General features: G+C 71.8%; 18 protein-coding genes. 12 read left to right on the top strand and 6 right to left on the bottom strand.

Going from position 1 to position 19,804, the window contains the following annotated elements; all coding sequences use genetic code 11:
• The first annotated feature begins 20 nt into the window (after positions 1-20).
• The gene (locus tag AC07D6_RS11525) at positions 21-419 is read left to right on the top strand and encodes an OB-fold nucleic acid binding domain-containing protein (RefSeq protein WP_315878816.1); all 399 of its coding nucleotides are present in this window, start codon (positions 21-23) and stop codon (positions 417-419) included.
• Positions 420-422: 3 nt separating this feature from the next.
• Positions 423-1,223 (top strand): DUF3159 domain-containing protein, encoded by an 801-nt coding sequence (locus tag AC07D6_RS11520; RefSeq protein ID WP_479043485.1) that lies wholly within the window; start codon positions 423-425, stop codon positions 1,221-1,223.
• A 113-nt stretch (positions 1,224-1,336) separates the two neighbouring features.
• Here AC07D6_RS11520 and AC07D6_RS11515 read toward each other — a convergent pair whose 3' ends face one another.
• Both AC07D6_RS11515 and AC07D6_RS11510 read right to left on the bottom strand, forming a co-directional pair.
• Positions 1,337-2,014 (bottom strand): potassium channel family protein, encoded by a 678-nt coding sequence (locus AC07D6_RS11515; RefSeq protein ID WP_315878814.1) that lies wholly within the window; start codon positions 2,012-2,014, stop codon positions 1,337-1,339.
• A complete protein-coding gene (locus AC07D6_RS11510) occupies positions 2,014-2,682 on the bottom strand; it encodes a potassium channel family protein (protein WP_315878813.1) in 669 nt (222 codons plus the stop codon). Before AC07D6_RS11510 ends, AC07D6_RS11515 begins: the two co-directional genes overlap by 1 nt.
• Positions 2,683-2,891: 209 nt before the next feature.
• On the opposite strand from AC07D6_RS11510, the gene AC07D6_RS11505 reads away from it, so the two are divergent.
• The 10 genes from AC07D6_RS11505 to AC07D6_RS11460 all read left to right on the top strand — a co-directional run bounded on the left by AC07D6_RS11505 (position 2,892) and on the right by AC07D6_RS11460 (position 15,488).
• Positions 2,892-4,949, top strand: coding sequence for an APC family permease (locus AC07D6_RS11505; protein ID WP_479043484.1), 2,058 nt, complete (start codon positions 2,892-2,894; stop codon positions 4,947-4,949).
• A 116-nt stretch (positions 4,950-5,065) separates the two neighbouring features.
• Complete coding sequence (locus AC07D6_RS11500) at positions 5,066-6,397, top strand: class I SAM-dependent RNA methyltransferase (protein ID WP_479043482.1); 1,332 nt, start codon at positions 5,066-5,068, stop codon at positions 6,395-6,397.
• A 422-nt stretch (positions 6,398-6,819) separates the two neighbouring features.
• Positions 6,820-7,014 carry a ribbon-helix-helix protein, CopG family gene (locus AC07D6_RS11495; RefSeq protein WP_216719094.1) on the top strand — a complete coding sequence of 65 codons (195 nt, stop codon included), beginning with the start codon at positions 6,820-6,822 and terminating at the stop codon, positions 7,012-7,014.
• Positions 7,011-7,403: a type II toxin-antitoxin system death-on-curing family toxin gene (locus AC07D6_RS11490; RefSeq protein ID WP_479043480.1), complete on the top strand. Its 393-nt coding sequence runs from the start codon at positions 7,011-7,013 to the stop codon at positions 7,401-7,403. The genes AC07D6_RS11495 and AC07D6_RS11490 overlap by 4 nt, the downstream gene beginning before the upstream one ends.
• Positions 7,404-8,480: 1,077 nt before the next feature.
• Positions 8,481-10,121: a glycoside hydrolase family 43 protein gene (locus AC07D6_RS11485; RefSeq protein WP_479043479.1), complete on the top strand. Its 1,641-nt coding sequence runs from the start codon at positions 8,481-8,483 to the stop codon at positions 10,119-10,121.
• A 359-nt stretch (positions 10,122-10,480) separates the two neighbouring features.
• A complete protein-coding gene (locus AC07D6_RS11480; RefSeq protein ID WP_479043478.1) occupies positions 10,481-11,905 on the top strand; it encodes a non-reducing end alpha-L-arabinofuranosidase family hydrolase in 1,425 nt (474 codons plus the stop codon).
• A gap of 781 nt (positions 11,906-12,686) precedes the next feature.
• Positions 12,687-14,120 carry an AMP-binding protein gene (locus AC07D6_RS11475; protein WP_479043477.1) on the top strand — a complete coding sequence of 478 codons (1,434 nt, stop codon included), beginning with the start codon at positions 12,687-12,689 and terminating at the stop codon, positions 14,118-14,120.
• Positions 14,121-14,127: 7 nt separating this feature from the next.
• Positions 14,128-14,841, top strand: coding sequence for a 4'-phosphopantetheinyl transferase family protein (locus AC07D6_RS11470; RefSeq protein WP_479043475.1), 714 nt, complete (start codon positions 14,128-14,130; stop codon positions 14,839-14,841).
• A gap of 27 nt (positions 14,842-14,868) precedes the next feature.
• Positions 14,869-15,258: an ArsR/SmtB family transcription factor gene (locus tag AC07D6_RS11465; RefSeq protein WP_479043474.1), complete on the top strand. Its 390-nt coding sequence runs from the start codon at positions 14,869-14,871 to the stop codon at positions 15,256-15,258.
• Complete coding sequence (locus AC07D6_RS11460) at positions 15,255-15,488, top strand: hypothetical protein (protein ID WP_315880007.1); 234 nt, start codon at positions 15,255-15,257, stop codon at positions 15,486-15,488. Before AC07D6_RS11465 ends, AC07D6_RS11460 begins: the two co-directional genes overlap by 4 nt.
• A gap of 392 nt (positions 15,489-15,880) precedes the next feature.
• Here the strand turns inward: AC07D6_RS11460 and AC07D6_RS11455 are convergent, their stop codons facing one another.
• The 4 genes from AC07D6_RS11455 to AC07D6_RS11440 form a co-directional block, all read right to left on the bottom strand.
• Positions 15,881-16,825: an ArsR/SmtB family transcription factor gene (locus tag AC07D6_RS11455; RefSeq protein WP_479043473.1), complete on the bottom strand. Its 945-nt coding sequence runs from the start codon at positions 16,823-16,825 to the stop codon at positions 15,881-15,883.
• 68 nt (positions 16,826-16,893) lie between these two features.
• Complete coding sequence (locus tag AC07D6_RS11450; RefSeq protein ID WP_479043472.1) at positions 16,894-17,832, bottom strand: ATP-binding cassette domain-containing protein; 939 nt, start codon at positions 17,830-17,832, stop codon at positions 16,894-16,896.
• Positions 17,833-17,845: 13 nt separating this feature from the next.
• On the bottom strand, positions 17,846-18,064 hold the full coding sequence (locus AC07D6_RS11445; RefSeq protein ID WP_479043471.1) for an MbtH family protein: 219 nt from the start codon (positions 18,062-18,064) through the stop codon (positions 17,846-17,848).
• 120 nt (positions 18,065-18,184) lie between these two features.
• Entirely contained in the window at positions 18,185-19,753 is a 1,569-nt protein-coding gene (locus AC07D6_RS11440) for an amino acid adenylation domain-containing protein (RefSeq protein WP_479043470.1), read from the bottom strand.
• Positions 19,754-19,804 lie beyond the last annotated feature (51 nt).

Genomic DNA, 19,804 nt, shown 5'->3' with positions numbered 1-19,804 from the left:
CGCCCCGGTAGGCTTTCCGTATGAGTGCTGCACCGCGTACAGAGAGGCCCGGCGGCCGCTTCCGCCGCATGCTGGACCGCCTGTCCAGCTCGCAGGGCGAACTCGAGTCCGAGGAGCTCCAGGAGGACGCGGAGGCGACGGGCTGCACCCGCATCTCGGACTGCGGTGACCGCCAGATCGTGAAGGTGACTGGTACCTTGCGGACGGTCACCCTGCGCCCGCGGGCCGGAGTGCCGGCCCTGGAGGCGGAACTCTTCGACGGCACCGCCCCGCTGGACGTGGTGTGGCTGGGCCGGCGGTCCATCCTGGGCATCGAGCCGGGCCGCAGGCTCATAGCCTCGGGCCGGATCTCCATGAGCCAGGGGCGCAGGGTCCTCTTCAATCCGAAATACGAGCTCCGACCGCTCGGACAGGAGTAGCCGGTGACGTCACTCGACAAGCCGACCACCGACGAAGGCGGCCCCTGGGGGCCCGACGGCCACGGCACCGCCCCGGACGGCCCGGACGGCCCCCGCGCCCAGGACGCTGCCGAGGCGCGGGCCGGCCGGGACGACGCCAAGGCCGTGACCGAGGCCGCGCTGTTCGACGCGTTCGGCGGGGTCCGCGGCATGGTGGAGACCGTCGTGCCCGGCCTCCTCTTCGTCACGATCTTCACCGTCAACAAGGACCTGCACGCCTCCGCCCTCGCGGCGCTCGCGGTGTCCCTGCTGCTCGTCGTCATCCGGCTGGTCCGCCGCGACACCGTCAAGCACGCCTTCAGCGGCGTCTTCGGCGTCGCCTTCGGCGTCGTCTTCGCGATGATGACGGGCAACGCCAAGGACTTCTACCTGCCCGGCATGCTGTACACGCTGGGCCTGGGCCTCGCGTACGTCGTCACGACGCTGGCCGGTGTCCCGCTGATCGGGCTGATCCTCGGCCCGGTCTTCAAGGAGAACCTCTCCTGGCGCACCCGCAACCCCGGCCGCAAGAAGGCGTACGCCAAGGCCAGCTACGCCTGGGGCTTCATCCTGCTGGGCAAGTGCGCGATCCTCTTCCCCCTGTACTGGTGGGCCGACACGACCCAGCTCGGCTGGGTCCTCATCGCGCTGAAGATCCCGCCCTTCCTGCTCGCCGTCTACCTGACGTGGGTGTTCCTCGCGAAGGCGCCGCCGCCGATCGACGTCTTCGCGGAGATGGAGGAGGCCGAGCGCGCCGAGAAGGAGCGCGAGGCCAGGGGGGCCTGACACCGGACGCGCACGAGGAGGGCCGGGGACCGATCGCGGTCCCCGGCCCTCCTCGTACGGAGACCGGAATCCCGGCACGGGGCGCCCGCGCGCCCGTGTCGGAGCGGCCCGCGTCAGCCCGCGGCGTCCTCGCGGCGGACCGACAGCAGGTCCTCCAACTGCTCCTCGCGCGCCTGCGCGGCCACGAACAGCAGCTCGTCACCGGCCTCCAGCGTCTCCTCCGCGCCCGGCGTGAGGACCCGCGAACCACGGATGATCGTCACCAGCGACGTGTCCTGCGGCCACGCCACGTCCCCGACGCGCGTACCGGCGATCGCCGACTCCGGCGGCAGGGTCAGCTCGACCAGGTTCGCGTCGCCGTGGCTGAAGCGCAGCAGCCGGACCAGGTCGCCGACGCTCACCGCCTCCTCCACCAGCGCCGACATCAGGCGCGGCGTCGACACGGCGACGTCCACGCCCCACGCCTCGGTGAACAGCCACTCGTTCTTCGGGTTGTTGACCCGCGCGACGACCCGGGGAACCCCGTACTCGGTCTTCGCGAGCAGCGACACGACGAGGTTCACCTTGTCGTCACCCGTCGCCGCGATCACGACGTGGCACCGCTGCAGCGCCGCCTCGTCCAGGGACGTGATCTCACAGGCGTCGGCCAGCAGCCACTCCGCCTGCGGCACCCGCTCCACCGAGATGGCGGTCGGCGCCTTGTCGACGAGCAGCACCTCGTGCCCGTTCTCCAGCAGCTCGCCCGCGATGGAACGACCCACCGCGCCCGCGCCGGCGATGGCGACCCGCATCAGTGACCGCTCCCCTCGGGGCCGTGGGCGAAGGCCGCCTCGACCTGCTCGACCTCGTCCGTCCGCATCATCACGTGCACCAGATCGCCGTCCTGCAGCACCGTCTGCGACGTCGGCAGGATCGCCTCGCCCAGCCGCGTCAGGAACGCCACGCGGACCCCCGTCTCCTCCTGGATCGTGCTCACCTTGTGGCCGATCCACGCGGGGGAGATGTACACCTCCGCGAGCTGCACCCCGCCGCTCGGGTCCCGCCACAGCTCCTCGGCGCCGGACGGCAGCAGCCGCCGCAGCATCTGGTCGGCGGTCCACCGCACCGTGGCGACCGTGGGGATGCCGAGCCGCTGGTACACCTCGGCGCGCCGGGGGTCGTAGATCCGGGCGGCGACGTTCTCGACGCCGAACATCTCGCGCGCCACCCGCGCCGCGATGATGTTGGAATTGTCACCGCTGCTGACCGCGGCGAACGCCCCGGCCTCCTCGATGCCCGCCTCGCGCAGGGTGTCCTGGTCGAACCCGACGCCGGTGACACGCCGTCCACCGAAGCCGGAACCGAGGCGCCGGAAGGCCGTGGGGTCCTGGTCGACGACGGCGACCGTGTGACCCTGCCGCTCCAAGGTCTGCGCCAGTTCGGCGCCGACACGGCCGCAGCCCATGATCACAATATGCACGTTCGACTACCCCGCGCTCCTGGTCACCTTGCTGACCTGCGAAAACACCCTGCTCACTCTTCTCTCTCAGCCTGCGTGCGGTGCTGTCTCGGAATGAGCTTATGCCCCGACCAGGCGGTTGCCCTCATCCGCGTCCGGGAGCCGACGACGCGTCGAACACGCCACCCGCGGGCGAGCGGCACCCATTTCGAACGCTTACGATCCTCTGCGTGTCCAAACTGACCGACGTGCCCAAACGGATCCTGATCGGCCGGGCCCTGCGTAGCGACAGGCTGGGGGAGACGCTCCTCTCCAAGCGCATCGCGCTCCCCGTCTTCGCCTCCGACCCGCTCTCCTCGGTGGCGTACGCACCGGGCGAGGTCCTGCTGGTCCTGTCCATCGCGGGTGCCTCGGCGTACGCGTTCAGCCCGTGGATCGCGGCCGCCGTCGTGATCCTCATGTTCACGGTCGTCGCCTCGTACCGGCAGAACGTCCACGCCTACCCCAGCGGCGGCGGCGACTACGAGGTCGCCCAGACCAACCTCGGTCCGCGCGCCGGACTCGGCGTCGCCAGCGCGCTCCTCGTCGACTACGTGCTCACCGTCGCCGTGTCGATCTCCTCCGGCGTGGAGAACCTCGGCTCCGCCATCCCGTTCGTCGTCGAGCACAAGACGGCGTCCGCCGTCGCGATCATCGTGCTCCTCACCCTGATGAACCTCCGCGGCGTCAAGGAGTCCGGCCGCCTCTTCGCCATCCCCACGTACGTCTTCGTCACCGGCGTCTTCGCCCTCATCGTCTGGGGCGCCTTCCGCGGCCTGGTCCTCGGCGACACGATGGAGGCGCCCACCGCCGACCTGGAGATCCAGGCCGAACACCAGGGCCTCGCCGGGTTCGCCCTCTTCTTCCTGCTGCTGCGCGCCTTCTCGTCCGGCTGCGCCGCGCTCACCGGCGTCGAGGCGATCAGCAACGGCGTGCCCGCCTTCCGCAAGCCCAAGAGCCGCAACGCCGCCACCACCCTCGCGCTCATGGGCGGCTTCGCCGTCACCATGTTCTGCGGCATCATCGGCCTCGCCCTCGCCACCGACGTCAAGATGGCCGAGAACCCGGCCCACGACCTGCTCCGCGACGGCGCCCCGGTCGGCCCCGAGTACACCCAGGAACCGGTGATCTCCCAGGTCGCCGCCGCCGTCTTCGGTGACGGCAGCTTCCTCTTCGTCGTCCTCGCCGCCGCGACCGCGCTCGTCCTCTTCCTCGCCGCGAACACCGCGTACAACGGATTCCCGCTCCTCGGCTCGATCCTCGCCCAGGACCGCTACCTGCCGCGCCAGCTCCACACCCGCGGCGACCGGCTCGCCTTCTCCAACGGCATCGTGCTGCTCGCCGCCGCCGCCGCGGTCCTCGTCTACCTCTACGACGCCGAGGTCACCCGGCTCATCCAGCTCTACATCGTCGGCGTCTTCGTCTCCTTCACGCTCAGCCAGACCGGCATGGTCCGCCACTGGAACCGGCTCCTGAGCACCGAGGGCGACCCGGCCGCCCGGCGCCGCATGGTCCGCTCCCGCGCGATCAACACGTTCGGCGCGTTCTTCACCGGCCTCGTCCTGATCGTCGTCCTCATCACCAAGTTCACCCACGGCGCCTGGGTGGCGCTGCTCGGCATGGCGATCTTCTACGTGACGATGACCGCGATCCGCAAGCACTACGACCGTGTCGCGGAGGAGCTCGCCGCCCCCGAGGGCCCCAGCGAGGACAGCGTCCGCCCGGCCCGCGTCCACTCCATCGTCCTCGTCTCCAAGATCCACCGCCCGACGCTCCGCGCGGTCGCCTACGCCAAGCTGATGCGCTCCGACAAGCTGGAGGCGCTCAGCATCAACGTCGACCCGGCCGAGACCAAGGCCCTCACCGAGGACTGGGAGCGCCGCGGCCTCGACGTCCCGCTGAAGATCCTCGACTCCCCGTACCGGGAGATCACCCGGCCCGTCGTCGAGTACGTCAAGAGCCTGCGCCGCGAGAGCCCCCGCGACGTCATCAGCGTGATCATCCCCGAGTACGTCGTCGGCCACTGGTACGAGCAGCTCCTCCACAACCAGAGCGCCCTGCGCCTCAAGGGCCGCCTGCTGTTCACGCCCGGCGTGATGGTGACCTCCGTCCCGTACCAGCTGCGCTCCTCGGAGGCGGCGAAGCAACGGGCGAAGAAGAACCTGGAGTGGAACGCGCCCGGCTCGGTGCGCCGCGGCCTGGTCGAGACGGGCGCGAAGCGGCCCACCCCGCCGAACGGCAAGGAGTGACGGCGAAGGGACGCGGAGAAGGGACGTAGACTGGTGGGCTGGTCGTCCGACCGGCCCGGTCGTCCGACCGCCGCGAGAACCCCTTCCCTCCTTTCTCTCCTTGGAGTCACCCCGCCATGCCGAAGAACGCACCCGAGTCCTCGCTGGTCGGCGAGGAGTACGAGGTCGAGGTCGGCCCCGTCGCGCATGGCGGCCACTGCATCGCCCGCACCGGGGAGGGCCGCGTCCTGTTCGTCCGGCACGCGCTGCCGGGCGAGCGGGTCGTCGCCCGCGTGACCGAGGGCGACGAGACGTCCCGCTTCCTGCGGGCCGACGCGGTCACCGTCCTCGACGCGTCGAAGGACCGCATCGAGGCGCCCTGCCCGTACGCCGGGCCCGGCCGCTGCGGCGGCTGCGACTGGCAGCACGCCAAGCCGGGCGCCCAGCGCCGCCTCAAGGGCGAGGTCGTCGCGGAGCAACTGCGCCGCCTCGCGGGCCTCACCCCCGAGGAGGCCGGCTGGGACGGCACGGTCGTCCCCGCCGAGGGCGACAAGCTGCCGGCCGGCGAGGTCCCGCAGTGGCGCACGCGCGTCCAGTACGCCGTCGACGCGTCCGGCCGCGCGGGCCTGCGCCGCCACCGCTCCCACGAGGTCGAGCCGATCGACCACTGCATGATCGCCGCCGAGGGCGTGAGCGAGCTGGGCGTCGAGAAGCGGGAGTGGCCGGGCATGGCGTCGGTCGAGGCGATCGCCGCGACCGGCTCGCAGGACCGCCAGGTCGTCCTCACCCCGCGCCCCGGCGCCCGCCTGCCGCTCGTCGAACTCGACAAGCCGGTGTCGGTGCTGCGCGTGGAGGAGAAGGACGGCGGCGTCCACCGCGTCCACGGCCGCCCCTTCGTCCGCGAACGCGCCGACGACCGCACCTACCGCGTCGGCAACGGCGGCTTCTGGCAGGTCCACCCGAAGGCCGCCGACACCCTGGTCCGCGCCGTCATGCAGGGCCTCCTGCCCCGCAAGGGCGACACGGCCCTGGACCTGTACTGCGGCGTCGGCCTCTTCGCGGGCGCCCTCGCGGACCGCGTCGGCGACAAGGGGGCGGTCCTCGGCATCGAGTCGGGCAAGCGCGCGGTGGAGGACGCCCGCCACAACCTGCGGGACTTCGACCGGGTGCGCATCGAGCAGGGCAAGGTGGAGCAGGTCCTGCCGCGCACGGGCATCACGGAGGTCGACCTCGTCGTCCTGGACCCGCCCCGCGCGGGCGCCGGCAAGTCCGTCGTCCACCACCTCGCCGCCCTGGGCGCCCGCCGCATCGCCTACGTCGCCTGCGACCCGGCAGCCCTCGCCCGCGACCTGGCGTACTTCCGCGAGGCCGGCTACAAGCCCCGCACACTGCGGGCCTTCGACCTGTTCCCGATGACGCATCATGTGGAGTGCGTGGCGATTCTGGAACCTGCCGAGAAGGCTCGCTGACCTGCCGTTTTGCATTTCAGGTGGTCAGCTCGACCTGTTTTCGCTCGCGGAACGCGTCGACTGAGGTTCGCTTGTGCAGAACGCTCTGAGCTGCAGGTTCAAGGGCCGGCGTGGGTCTCGCGGCGACGTGGCGATGCGCAATGCAGCATTTTTGACGCTCGGATGACGCTCGAATATCGGAAGCCTCAACCTCGGACCTCTCCGGCCCTGGGCCGCAGACCAGGGCCATCGGCGCGGGGCAAGGACTCCGGTTCGGGGGCGACTGCACCTCGCCAGCGGCGGCGCGTGCTGCTACCTCGTCGCACGCATCTCGGAACCGAGACCGCGGCCCGACTGGGCCACGAAGGACGGCGTCGTGGTCCGAGGTCTTGAGTGGCTGGTACCACCTCGCCACCCAGATACCAGTCCGGTATCATTCCTGGATGGCGATGACACTCCGACTCCCCGACGACCTTGACGCGAAGCTCACCGAGCGGGCTCGTCGGGAGGGTCGCAGCAAGCAGGAACTTGCCATCGAGGCCATCCGTGACGCCCAGCACCGGGCCGAGCTGAAGGTCGATGACGTCCTGGCCGAGCTGATGGACAGCGATGCGGAGATCCTGGACTATCTGAAGTGACCCAAGTGCGCTACATCCATATCGACGAGATCCTGGCCATCGCCCGCACGGTCAACGGTACTGAGCACAGCGTGCGTGACATGGGACTTTTGGTGTCAGCGATCGAACGGCCCCGGACGAACGTGTTCGGGGCGGAGCCGTATCCCACGCTGCACGAGAAGGCGGCGGCTCTGCTGCACTCCGTCGCCCGCAACCACGCGTTGATCGACGGCAACAAGCGCACCGCCTGGCTCGCCATGCGCGTCTTCCTGCGGTTCAACGGCGTCAGCGCCAGTACCGTCCCGCCACCCGTCTCCGTTGCCGGCCCGTTCGTCGAGGAAGTCGCACAGGACAGCATCGACGTACCGGCCATCGCCAAGCGTCTCTCGTCCTGGTTCCCCGTTTCCTGACGTTCGACGTCGTGCGGCGGGGGGCGGAGAGAGGTTGAGCAGGCGGTGCTTGTTCCCGGCGGCCCGCTGGGCAGACTGATCCCGTTCTGTGGGGATTGTTCGTCCAGCGGGTTGGTTCGTATGCCTTCGCGGGACGGAGCAGCGAATCCACTCGACGCGGCAGGTGGATGCGGGGAACCCCGCCCGGGTTGCGGTTTTCAGTGGTTCGAGGTGGTGCGCGGGCTGTCGCCGCCCAGCCACGGTGCCTTCTCGATGCACGGATGACGGTCGTTCTGAACGTCCGTCAGGTGCGGGGAGGTCGTGCGCGAGCGTGGGCGGGCCCGGCCGTGCGGGGTCCGTGGACAACCGTCGATCACGCTGAGGCCGTCACCCGGGCCGCACGTCGGGGCCCGGGGAGGCGAGCGGAGCCGACTTCAGGAAGAAGGGCGACGGTCGTGCGGTGAGACCGACCCGTCCCATGCGGCCGTTCCGGCTGTGCCACCTCGGCCGGTGGGCTGAACGCCGGGCTGCCCGGCGCGGCCGTGGCAGCGGAGTGGGAGGGGGCGGGCGCGGACGCGGTGTTCCTCGGCACGGCGGTCGTGGGGAGGCGGTGACCCTCGGCATGGCGGGCGCGAGGAGGCGGTGACCCTCGGCACGGCGGTCGTGGGGAGGCGGTGACCCTCGGCGCGGCGGTCGCGGGGAGGCGGGGCGGCTGACCGTCGATCGCCTGAAGAGGAGGTCGAAATTTCTGACACTGTTCGGAAAATCGGCCTCTCGGAGATGCCGGGGACACGGTCGGCCGGATGCCGGCACTGCTCGCGAGGCAGCCCCGCTCCGGTGCCGAGTGGCAGCGTGACCAGGCAGTTTGTCGATGTCACGCGCGTCTTTCAACGCACAGACCCTACGAAATGTTTCGAGATTGATAGCGGTACATGCGAGAGGGGTTGACGCTGTTCGCCGGTTCCCTATCATTCAGGTTGCTCGACACTCCGATCGCCGTTCGGTATTCCGAACGATCCGGAGTCGCTCCATCGCACAGCAGGGCATCCCCGGGGCGCACCCCTCGAACGCCGAGCCGCAAGGAGTTCGTGCATGGATATGTCATGTTCTCATCAAGAGTTCTCCCGTCGTCGCGCGTTGGCGGCCGGTGCCGGTCTGGCCGCGGGGGCGGTCCTTCCGTTGGCGGGTGCCTCTCGTGCCGCGGGTGTTCCTGGTCGGGGGCCTGTCCCCGCGGCGGCCGGGAGCTTCACGAATCCGGTGGTCTGGCAGGACTTCGCGGACATCGACGTGATCCGTGTCGGTGACACCTATTACGCTTCGGCCTCGACGATGCACTACTCGCCGGGCGCGCCCGTCCTGCGGTCGTACGACCTGGTGAACTGGGAGATCGCCGGCCATTCGGTGCCGGTGCTCGACTTCGGTGCCAAGTACGACCTGAACGGCGCCCGCGGCTACGTCAGGGGAATCTGGGCGTCGTCCCTGGCCTACCGCCCCAGCAACAGGACCTTCTACTGGCTCGGCCAGATCGACTTCGCCCGCAGCTACCTCTACACCGCCACCGCGGTGGAGGGGCCGTGGACCCGGCTGGCGACGATCAGCACCCCCTACTACGACGCCGGGCTGCTCGTCGACAGCGACGACTCCCTGTACGTGGCGTACGGCAACACCACCATCAGCGTGGCCCAGCTCTCACCCGACGGCCGCACCCAGGTCCGTACGCAGGAGGTGTTCAGGACACCGTCCAGTGTCGGCACCCTGGAAGGCGCCCGCTTCTACAAGATCAACGGGCAGTACTACATCTTCCTCACCCGCCCCGCCAACGGCCAGTACATCCTGAAGTCCTCCAGCGGCCCCTTCGGCCCCTACACGATGCGGCAGGTCCTGCTCGACTTGCGCGGACCGATCCCCGGCGGCGGCGTCCCCCACCAAGGCGGGCTGGTGCGCACGCAGAGCGGCGCCTGGTACTACCTGGCCTTCGTCGACGCCTACCCCGGCGGCCGCGTGCCGGCCCTGGCACCGATCACCTGGACCGCGGACGGCTGGCCCGTCGTGCAACTGGTCAACGGTGCATGGGGCACCACGTACCCCACCCCGGCCGTGCCCCCTCCGCCCCGTCAGGTCACCCCGATGACCGGCGTCGACACCTTCGACGGCACGGCCCTCAAACCGCGATGGGAGTGGAACCACAACCCGGACAACACCAAGTGGTCGGTCAACAACGGCCTGACCCTACGGACCGCGACCGTCACCCACGACCTGTACTGGGCCCGCAACACCCTCACCCACCGCATCCAGGGCCCCACCTCCACCGCCACAGTCCTGCTCGACCACACCGCGATGCGCGACGGCGACCGAGCCGGACTCGCACTGCTGCGGGACTCCTCCGCCTGGATCGGCCTCAAACGCGACAACGGCACCACCCGGCTCGTCATGGTCAACGGCCTGACCATGGACACCAACTGGAACACCACCCACACCGGTACCGAAGTCGCCAGCGCACCCGCCCCGAGCGGACGCGTCTGGCTCCGCGCGAACGCCGACATCCGCCCCGGCGCTCCGCGCTCCGCGACCTTCTCCTACAGCACCGACGGCACCACCTTCACCCGCCTGGGACCCGCCTTCACCCTGGGCAACGACTGGCGCTTCTTCATGGGCTACCGCTACGCCCTCTTCAACCACGCCACACAGGCACTCGGCGGTGCCGTCCGCGTCACACGGTTCGAACTGTCCACCCCCTGAACCGAGTCCGACATCGGCCGACCGCCCACCGGACCCGGCCGTACGAGGAGTTGCATGAACCCGCTCCAACGCTTCGGACGCCGCCGGTCCCCGGTTTCGGGCCCGCCGCCCGCGACCGCCCCGGTGACGCCCGGGACGGCGACGGGCCCACCCGACGCCGTCCGAGCCCCCACCCCGGGCACCCGTGAGGTCCGAAGGCGCCGGGCGCCACCGATCTTCCAGGAGGTCGTGAAGGACCGGGAAGTCACAAGCGGTCTGTCGTGGTGCGCACGGGCCGCTGCACACCGCACTGCACCGTCAGTCCGGGCAACCTCCGACGAGGCCAACCGGAACCACCTACTCAAGGTTGGAAAACCCCCATGTACAGAGGAAGTTTCAGCCGCAGGCATCCGTCTGCGGTGTTCGCCGCCGCCATCGCGGTCCTGGCCGCGTTGGCGGCGATGCTCGTCGTCACCCCGGCGCAGGCGGCCACCAGCGGCGCCTTGCGCGGTGTTGGTTCGAACCGGTGCCTCGACGTGCCGGGCGCCAGCCAGACCGACGGCACGTACCTGCAGATCTACGACTGCTGGAGCGGGACCAACCAGCAGTGGACGTTGACGGACAGCAACCAGCTGACCGTGTACGGCAGCAAGTGCCTGGACGTTCCGGGCCACGCCACCACGGCCGGCACCCGGGTGCAGATCTGGGGCTGTTCCGGCGGTGCGAACCAGCAGTGGCGGGTGAACTCCGACGGCACGGTCGTCGGCGTGGAGTCCGGGCTGTGCCTGGAGGTCGCGGGCGCCGGTACGGCCAACGGCACGGCGGTGCAGATCGGGACGTGCAACGGCGGCAGCAACCAGAAGTGGACCGGCCTGTCCGGGACGCCGCCGACGGACGGCCCGTGTTCCCTTCCGTCGACGTACCGGTGGACGTCGACGGGTGTGCTGGCGCAGCCGGCGAACGGGTGGGCCGCGGTGAAGGACTTCACCACCGTGACGCACAACGGCAAGCACCTGGTCTACGCGTCGAACGTGTCGGGATCGTCGTACGGCTCGATGATGTTCAGCCCCTTCACGAACTGGTCGGACATGGCGTCGGCCCGCCAGACCGGGATGAACCAGTCCGCGGTGGCGCCCACGCTGTTCTACTTCGCGCCCAAGAACATCTGGGTGCTGGCGTACCAGTGGGGTGCGTGGCCCTTCATCTACCGCACGTCGAGCGACCCCACCAACCCCAACGGCTGGTCCGCTCCGCAGCCGCTGTTCACCGGGAGCATCTCCGGCTCGGACACCGGCCCGATCGACCAGACCCTGATCGCCGACGGCCAGAACATGTACCTGTTCTTCGCCGGTGACAACGGCAAGATCTACCGGGCGAGCATGCCGATCGGGAACTTCCCGGGCAACTTCGGCTCGTCGTACACGACGATCATGAGCGACACGAAGGCCAACCTCTTCGAGGGCGTACAGGTCTACAAGGTCCAGGGCCAGAACCAGTACCTCATGATCGTCGAGGCGATGGGCGCGAACGGGCGCTACTTCCGCTCCTTCACGGCCTCCAGCCTGAACGGCACGTGGACCCCGCAGGCCGCCACCGAGAGCAACCCCTTCGCGGGCAAGGCCAACAGCGGCGCCACCTGGACCAACGACATCAGCCACGGTGACCTGGTCCGCAACAACCCCGACCAGACCATGACCATCGACCCCTGCAACCTGCAGTTCCTCTACCAGGGCAAGTCCCCCACCGCGGGCGGCCCGTACGACCAACTGCCGTGGCGGCCGGGCGTCCTCACCCTGCGGCGCTGACCTCCCTGACGCGCGGTCACCGTGAGGTGGCGCGGTCCGCGGGCGTGTGAACGAGCGGTTTGCGGCGCGGGCGAGTCCACCCGCTGACCGACGCCCACCGCCTTGAGGAACCCCAGCCGTACGACGGCCGGGGTTCCTCCCGCTTTTGGTGCTGGTGCCGGTGCCGGTGCTGTTGTCGGCGCTGTTGTTGTGGCCCGGCCCGTCTTCGAAGAGCACGAGGGGAACGAGGGTGCTGATAAGGGGTGGATCGACCTGTACGTTGGTCGCTTCATCCGCGAATGCGCCGCTCTTGCGAGCCCACAACGGTAGCCTCCGACCGGACAGGCTCGTTGCATGAGAGGTGGGGGACGGCCAGTGGCCGTGCTCAGAAGCGTGCTGACCTGCGTAGTCCCACTACCGGCAGATCGCTGCAATTCGCCTCGGCGCAAGCCATGAGAGGCATGGTGTGAGCTGCGGCTTTACCCTCGGGCCGGTGATCAACCCTGGAGGGTTCGGAACCCGGAAACGTGCGCGGCGAGGCGGTGGACGGTGGCGAGTCGGTGATCAACCCTGGAGGGTTCGGAACAGGTACCAGGGGCGCAGGTCGAGCATGGTGGTGCGCGGTCGGTGATCAGACCTGGAGGGTTTGAGACGCCAAAAGCCAGTGGGCAGAGGGGGACTGGGCAGGGGGACACGGCCGTGCCGGGGCCGGTGGGCAACGGTTCGGATCGCTGTCAGTGACACGTCAGCGCGACCCGGCAGCATGACGGTGGGACGAGTGGCTGGACAGGGGGACGAACCGATGAGCAGCGCACCGCCGAAAGAGAGCGTCGTCGAGGACCTCCTGGTGGCCGCCCCGCCACCGGCCCGGACGGTCGTGGACATGATGCGCGACCGCGCCACGGGCCCGGATGCCGACCGGCCCCTGTTCACCGCCCTGGGGGCGGCGGGCGAACGGATGGCGCACCTCACGCCGGCCGAGCTCGACGCGCGTGCCCGTGCGGTCGCGGCCGCCCTGCGTCGGACCGGACGGCCCGGTGACCGGGTGATCGTCCCGCCGATGCCGGGCCTGGACTTCCACGTCGCGTTCTTCGGCTGCCTGTACGCCGGGATGGTCGCCGTGCCGGTGGCGGACGCGACCGGACCGGTTGTCGCCGCCATCGCCCGGGACTGCCGTCCCGGTGCGGTACTGGTGCCGGATGCCACAACTCCGGGACCCGTGCCGGGCGTGCCCCGGGTCGCCGTACGGGGGCAGGTGCGCGCGTCCCGCCACTGGCGCGGTGGCCCCGTGGCCCTGGCCTCCCTGGCCCCGAGCTCCGTAACTCCGGACGCCCTGGCCCCGGGCCCAGCAGCCCCGGGCCCCCTGGCCCCGAGCTCCGTAGCTCCGGACCCCTTGGCCCCGGGCCCCGCGGCCCCGGCGCTGCTCCAGTACGCCGCCCGGACCGGCCGGCGGGGGCCGGCCGGTGTCGTCGTCGGCCACGGTGCGCTGGTGGCCGGCCAGGCGGCGGTGCGCGACCGGTGCGACGTCGACCCCGGCACGACCGTCGTGAGCTGGCTGCCCCTCTGGCACGGCACGGGACTGGCCACGGCGCTCGTCCTTCCGCTCGTGTCGGGGGCGACCGCCGTGACCCTGGAGCCCGCCGCGTTCGTGCGGGACCCGCGCGTGTGGCTGCGCGCCATCGAGGCGGAGGAGGACGTCTTTGCCGCGGCGCCGGACGCCGCGTACGAGCTGTGCGTCAGGCGCGTCCCGGCGGCCGAGCGGATGCGCATCGACCTGTCGACGTGGCGGGTGGCCGCCGTCGGTGGCGGTGGCGGTGGCGGCGCCGGGGGCGGGCGGCCGGTCAGGGCCCGGACGCTGCACCGGTTCGCCGACGCGTTCCGGCCCGGTTTCTTCCGCGAGGAGGTGTTCGCCGCGGGCTACGGCACCGGCGGGGGAGCCCTCGGGGCCACGCTGGCACGGCCGCTCCACCCGACGGTGGCCGGGCACTACGACCGCGCCGCCCTCACCCGGGGGGAGGCGGTGCCGGTGTCCCGGGCCGATCGCGGCGGGGTCGAACTGGTCGGCCGGGGAACGCCGTTGCCGGGCGTCGGTGTGCGGGTCGTCGACCCGGCGTCGCGCCGGGCGGTCCCGGAGCGGGTCGTCGGCGAGATCTGGGTGGACGCGCCGGGGGGCGCCGCCGGCCGTACCGGGGACCTGGGCTTCTTCGACGGCGGCGAGCTGTTCGTGACGGGCTGACCCCGGCGTGATCGAGCGGATCCTGCCACCGTACGTCGTCGCGGTCGAGGCGTTCTCCGACCCTCCGGGCGCCCGGCTCCTCCCCGAGGAACGGGCCGTCGTGGCAGGCGCCGCGGAAGGGCGCCGGCGCGAGTTCACGACCGTACGGCACTGCGCCCGGCTCGCCCTCGCCGAACTGGGCCGGCCGCCGGTACCGCTCCTGCCCGACGCCGACGGCGCCCCCCGGTGGCCGGACGGGGTGGTCGGCAGCATGACGCACTGCCGGGGCGGCTACCGCGCCGCTGCCGTGGCCCCGCGCACCGCCGCGCGGGCCGTCGGGGTGGACGCCGAACCGCACCGGCCGCTGCGGGAGGGGGTACTGGCGAGCGTCGCCCGCCCCGGCGAACGCGCCCGGCTGGCGGGGCTCGAACGCGCCGGCGCGGCGGTGTGCTGGGACCGGCTGCTGTTCTGCGCCAAGGAAGCCGTGTACAAGGCGTGGTTCCCGCTCACCCGCGTGCGGTTGGGCTTCCACGACGTGGACGTCGTCTTCGAGCCCCGTACCGACGTGTTCCGGGCCCGGGTCGTGGGGGGCGGGGCGGCCGGGCAGGGGCCGGTGAACGAGCCCTCGTTCTCCTGCGGACGGCTGACCGGTCGGTGGGTCGTCGGCCACGGGGTGGCCGCCGCCGCGGTGGCCCTGCCGTCGTTTGACATCGGTGCAGGTCGTGGGAAAGTCTCCTCGTAAAGTTTCCCGGGATGTCAGAGGTGGGCCATGACCAGCGAGGAGCTTCTGGCTGTTCTCGCTGCCGTCGGCCACGCACAGCGCCTGCGGGTCATCGCGGAGCTCGCCGAGGGACGGATGTACGTCAGCGAGCTGGCCCGCCGCCTCGGGATGTCCCGCCCCCTGCTGTACATGCACCTGGAACGGCTGGAGAAGGCCGGTCTGGTCGTGGGCAACCTGGAGCTGTCCGACGACGGCAAGGCGCTGAAGTACTTCGAACTGGCCCCGTTCGACCTGCACGTGAATGTCGATACGATCCTCGCGGCCGTACGGGCCGACGACGCCCGGGCGGTGGACGTGGGTGCCGCCCCGGAGCGGGCGGGCGCGAAGGGCCCGGAAGACCGGAAGAACCTGAAAGACGTGAAGGGGAAACGCACATGACCGGGGCCGTCATCGCCGTCGCCGTCGTCCTGATCGTTGTCGGCGGCATCACAGCGAGCGTGGTCGCGTACTTCAGACTGCAGCGCCACCGTGCCGACGCCGTGGCCATGGCCTCGTACCGCAAGCTCGCCGAGGAAGCGGTCGCCCAGCAGGAGTCCCTGCGCAGCCAGCTCGCCGAGCTCGGTGACCGCGTCAAGGCCGTCGAAGCGCTGCTCCGCAGCGTCGACTAGCTCGTTCCTCGACCCGGGCGCGGGGGTTGCGGGTCCGTTGACCCCTCGGCGCGCTGTCGGCGGGGGCGGGGTGTTCCGGCGGGGCACGCCAGGGGTCGCCGTACGACGGCCGGATCGCGTGCCCGCCGGGCGGCGTCGTCCCCGACACCGGGCGCAGGGCGCCCCGCGGCACGGTCCACGAGCCGCGGCCCGCTGCGAGCGCGCGGATCGCCGGGCGGGGTCACCGAACGATCGACAGGGCGGAAGAGGCGCGAGGTCCCGGGCCGGGCGACCGCGCCCGCCGCCCGTACCGGAGCCCTTGCCGGTCGATCGACTCCGTCATCGGGGACGTCGCGTCGGGTGACCGCGCCCGCCGCCCGCACCCGGAGTCCTTGCCGGTGGGGTGTGCGCGGTTACGAGGCGCGTCGCTGCCCGGGGGCGGCCTCCAGGGCCGGCCGGCCCCGCCGGCGGACGACGTTCTGGGGCGGGAGCGTCCGGACGACCCGGCCGTCCAGCAGGGCCACGCCCAGCGGGGTCACCGTGTGCAGCACCGTGTTGCGGATGCGGCGCGTGGTGATCAGGCCGGTCTCGCGCAGCACTGCCGTGTGTTGGCTGGCGCCGGCCGCGGAGATGCCGAGCTGGTCGGCGAGTTGACTGGTGGTGCAGGTGGCCCGCAGCACGCGCAGCGCGGCAGCCCGGGTCTGGCCGACCAGGGCGCCGAGCGACTGCGCCCGGCCGTCGGGCTCCTCCCACAGCGCGGCGGCACGAGCGGGGTCGGGCGGCGCGGCGAACGCCAGCACCGCCTGGCCGTTCTCCGCCGTGGCCGCCATGAGCCGGCCGGGCCGGTGGTTGAGGAACACCGACGGGGTGAGGACCAGTCCCCGCCCGTCGAGGTGGACGTCCTCGTCGGGCCCGCCCGGTATCTCCAGGACGGGGGCGCGCCAGATCGTCCGGGGGTGCAGCGTGGCCAGGAGCTGCTCCACTCCCCCCGCCATGACGATCCTGCCGCGCGCCTCGCACTCGGCCTCCAGGTAGGCGCGCAGTTGGTCCCAGTACGGGGCCACCGCCGCGCGCCAGACCTCCGGCAACCCGGTGTGCCGGTCCGCCGCGCCCGGGTCGTCGCCGTACCGCTCGGCGTGCGCGACGAGCAGCTCCGGGTCGAGGGTGCCACCGCCGTGCGCGGGTGGCGACGACCACCCGGGCAGCCGTTTGGCGACCTGGCTGCGCCACCGCGCGTAGGGCGCGCCGACGCTGCGGCTGAGGAGGCCGGCCGCGAAGGCCGTCTCCACGAGCGGCCCCACGGTGGGCCGCAACCGGGTTCTGGCGAAGTCGGCGGCGCCGAAGTGGATTCTCTGCATGGTGGCCCCCGTAGTCCCCGCGGACAGGCGGGGAAGAGAAAAAGAGAAGAGAAGACGCGGAGAGACGTTCAGGCAGAGCGGCCCGTCAGGGAGACGAAGACGTCGTCGAGGGTCGGCCGCCGCAGTGCGAAATCGGCGACCTCCACCTTCTCCCGGCGCAGCGCGGCGGCCGCCGTGGCGATGCCGTCCATGCCGTCGCCGACGGCGATGGAGACGATGCCCTTGTCGCGGTCCACCACCGGCTCGGTGGCGGTCGCCCGGCGCAGCGCCGACACCGCCGCCGCCACCCGGTCCGGATGCGTGACAACGATTTCCAGGCGCTCCTCGCCGACCTTGCGCTTGAGCTCGTTGGGCGTGCCGTCGGCGATCACCCGGCCCGCGTCCACGACCACGATCCGGTCGGCGAGGTAGTCGGCCTCCTCCAGGTACTGGGTGGTCAGCAGGACGGTGACGCCGTCGGAGACGAGCTCCCGCACCGCCGACCACAGGCCCATCCGGCTCACCGGGTCCAGACCCGTGGTGGGCTCGTCGAGGAAGAGCACCGAGGGCCGCGCGACCAGGCAGGCCGCCAGGTCCAGGCGCCGCCGCATGCCGCCCGAGTAGGTACGGGCCGGGCGGTCGCCCGCGCCCGTCAGGTCGAACCGGTCGAGCAGCTCCGCCGCCCGCTCCCGCGCGGCCCGCCTGCCCAGGTGCAGGAGCGTGCCGATCAGCACCAGGTTCTCGCGCCCGGTGAGGAGTTCGTCCACGGCCGCGTACTGGCCTGCCAGGCCGATCCGTCGGCGCACCTCGCGGGGCCGGCGCACCACGTCGTACCCGGCGACCTCGGCGCGACCGCCGTCCGGGACGAGCAGGGTCGCCAGCGTGCGTACCGTGGTGGTCTTGCCGGCGCCGTTCGGCCCGAGCAGACCCAGCACCGTACCGGCCGGCACCGCGAGGTCGACCCCGCGCAGCGCCTGGGTCCGCCCGTACCCCTTGCGCAGCCCCTCCGCCTGAATCGCCATGTCCACGGTTCGGGGTCCTTCAGGACGCCTGCGGCGCACTGGACCCGCGCAGGCTCAGGGGGCGCATGTCCGTCCAGTTCTCCTCGACGTACGCGAGCGCCGCGTCGCGCGGGCCCTCGTCGAGGGCGACCGTCCAGCCGTCCGGCCGCTGGGCGAAGGCCGGCCACAAGGAGTGCTGGCCCTCGCCGTTCACGAGTACGAGAAACGTTCCGTCCTGGTCGTCAAAGGGGTTCGACACGTCGCCCACTCACTCCCGTATCCGAGTCGTATGTCGTGCGCGCCGTGTGTCCGACGCATGGCCATGCTGTCGGATTCCACTGACACGTCACTGACCGTCCTCTGATGCGCGGTGCCCCCGCTATCGGGCCGGGCGCTTCGACTGCCGCCGCGTGGCGGCGACGTCGCACTTGCCGTTGGAGTTGAAGACGATCTCCCGGACGACGTGCACCTCGTGGGGGACCAGGCCCGAGGGCAGTGCCCCGGAGAGCGCCCTGCGCAGCGTCCCGGCGAGCGCCTCGCCGTCGGTGCGCGCCGGGTCCGTGGCGCGGACGAACAGCTCCAGGCCGTCCACGGGGCCCCGCACGACGTCGAAGGCCGCGTCGGCGACGCCGGGCACGGCCAGCACGTGATGGCGCAGCTCGCCCAGCTCGACGCGGTAGCCGTTGACCTTCCACTGGTCGTCCCGGCGCCCGAGGTGGAGCAGGAGCCGCTCGGGGAGCAGCTCGGCCATGTCGCCGGTGCGGTACGCCGGGCCCGGCGCACCGCCCAGTTCCCGCTCGTCGACGAATCGGTCACCGGCGCCCGCGCCGCCCAGGTATCCGGCGGCGACGGCGCGCCCGGCGATCACCAGTTCGCCGGGCCGGCCGGGTGGCAGGGGCCGTAGCTGCTCGTCCACCACGTAGGCGCGGGTGTTCCAGGCGGGTGTGCCGATGGGCACGGTCGGCGTGCCGGGCAGGGCGGTGTTGTCGAAGCGGTGGGCGCAGCAGCCGATCGTCGTCTCGGTCGGGCCGTAGTGGTTGACGAGCCGCACGCCGTCGAGCCGGGAGCCCAGCGCGGTGATGAGCGCCGGATCGAGCGCCTCGCCCCCGAACATCAGCAGCCGGGTCGTCCGGTCGTAGCGGGGCGGCTCGGCGAGGGCCTCGAAGAACCGGGCGTGGGAGGGGGTGAGCTTGATGAAGGTGTACGGGTCCGCCCCGGCGCCGAACAGCGTGGCCTGGTCCCACAGCCCGGGCACGGTCACCACCCGCGCACCCCTGGCGAGCGGCACCCACAGGGACGTCATGGCCAGGTCGTAGCCGAGGCTGGCGAACAGCGGGCTGCCGCTCCCGCCCGCCCCGACGAGCGACCCGCACCAGGCCGCGTAGTTGGCGAGCGACGCGTGCGGGACCATGACGCCCTTGGGCATGCCGGTCGAGCCGGAGGTGAACACGACGTACGCGATGTCCTCGCCGCGCGGCAGCTCGTGTTCCGGCGGGGTGCGGACGTCCGCGAGCTCCGCCACGTCGATGACGGGTACGTCGAGGGCGGGCAGCCGGTCCGTGGCCACCGGGCCGTCGTGGACGAGGGCGGTCGGCCGGGCGCCGGCGAGCACCGTGCCGACGCGTTCGGCGGGGTGGGTCGGATCGAGGGGCACGTAGGCGGCGCGGAGGGACATGACGCCGAGCGCGGCGGCGATCACCCCGGCGGTCCGGTCGGCCCACACGGCCACCCGGTCGCCGGGGCCCACCCCGGCCTCCCGCAACACGGCGGCCACGACGAGGGCGCGGTGCCACAGCCGCCGGTACGTCCAGGACGTGTCACCGGACCGGACGGCCACGGCGTCCGGCCGCACGTGCGCGTGCGCCCGTACGAGTCGTACCATCGAGTCCGTTTCGATGTCGCGCACCTCACCGGAGAGCATGCCGGGGTGCGCCACTGACGAGGTCATCGCTGCTCCTGTTGTCGGCTGTCGGCTGTCGGGGCCGGGTGTGGGCGCCCG

Source organism: Streptomyces sp. NPDC045287 (assembly GCF_056432325.1).
This window is presented reverse-complemented; position numbering and strand designations above follow the sequence as displayed.

What these genes read in the sequence shown, in the direction of transcription:
- AC07D6_RS11525 (WP_315878816.1), top strand. Translation starts at nt 21, where the DNA reads ATGAGTGCTGCACCGCGTACAGAGAGGCCCGGCGGCCGCTTCCGCCGC.
- AC07D6_RS11515 (WP_315878814.1), bottom strand. Translation starts at nt 2,014, where the DNA reads ATGCGGGTCGCCATCGCCGGCGCGGGCGCGGTGGGTCGTTCCATCGCG.
- AC07D6_RS11500 (WP_479043482.1), top strand. Translation starts at nt 5,066, where the DNA reads ATGCCGAAGAACGCACCCGAGTCCTCGCTGGTCGGCGAGGAGTACGAG.
- AC07D6_RS11495 (WP_216719094.1), top strand. Translation starts at nt 6,820, where the DNA reads ATGGCGATGACACTCCGACTCCCCGACGACCTTGACGCGAAGCTCACC.
- AC07D6_RS11485 (WP_479043479.1), top strand. Translation starts at nt 8,481, where the DNA reads ATGTCATGTTCTCATCAAGAGTTCTCCCGTCGTCGCGCGTTGGCGGCC.
- AC07D6_RS11480 (WP_479043478.1), top strand. Translation starts at nt 10,481, where the DNA reads ATGTACAGAGGAAGTTTCAGCCGCAGGCATCCGTCTGCGGTGTTCGCC.
- AC07D6_RS11475 (WP_479043477.1), top strand. Translation starts at nt 12,687, where the DNA reads ATGAGCAGCGCACCGCCGAAAGAGAGCGTCGTCGAGGACCTCCTGGTG.
- AC07D6_RS11465 (WP_479043474.1), top strand. Translation starts at nt 14,869, where the DNA reads ATGACCAGCGAGGAGCTTCTGGCTGTTCTCGCTGCCGTCGGCCACGCA.
- AC07D6_RS11460 (WP_315880007.1), top strand. Translation starts at nt 15,255, where the DNA reads ATGACCGGGGCCGTCATCGCCGTCGCCGTCGTCCTGATCGTTGTCGGC.
- AC07D6_RS11455 (WP_479043473.1), bottom strand. Translation starts at nt 16,825, where the DNA reads ATGCAGAGAATCCACTTCGGCGCCGCCGACTTCGCCAGAACCCGGTTG.
- AC07D6_RS11440 (WP_479043470.1), bottom strand. Translation starts at nt 19,753, where the DNA reads ATGACCTCGTCAGTGGCGCACCCCGGCATGCTCTCCGGTGAGGTGCGC.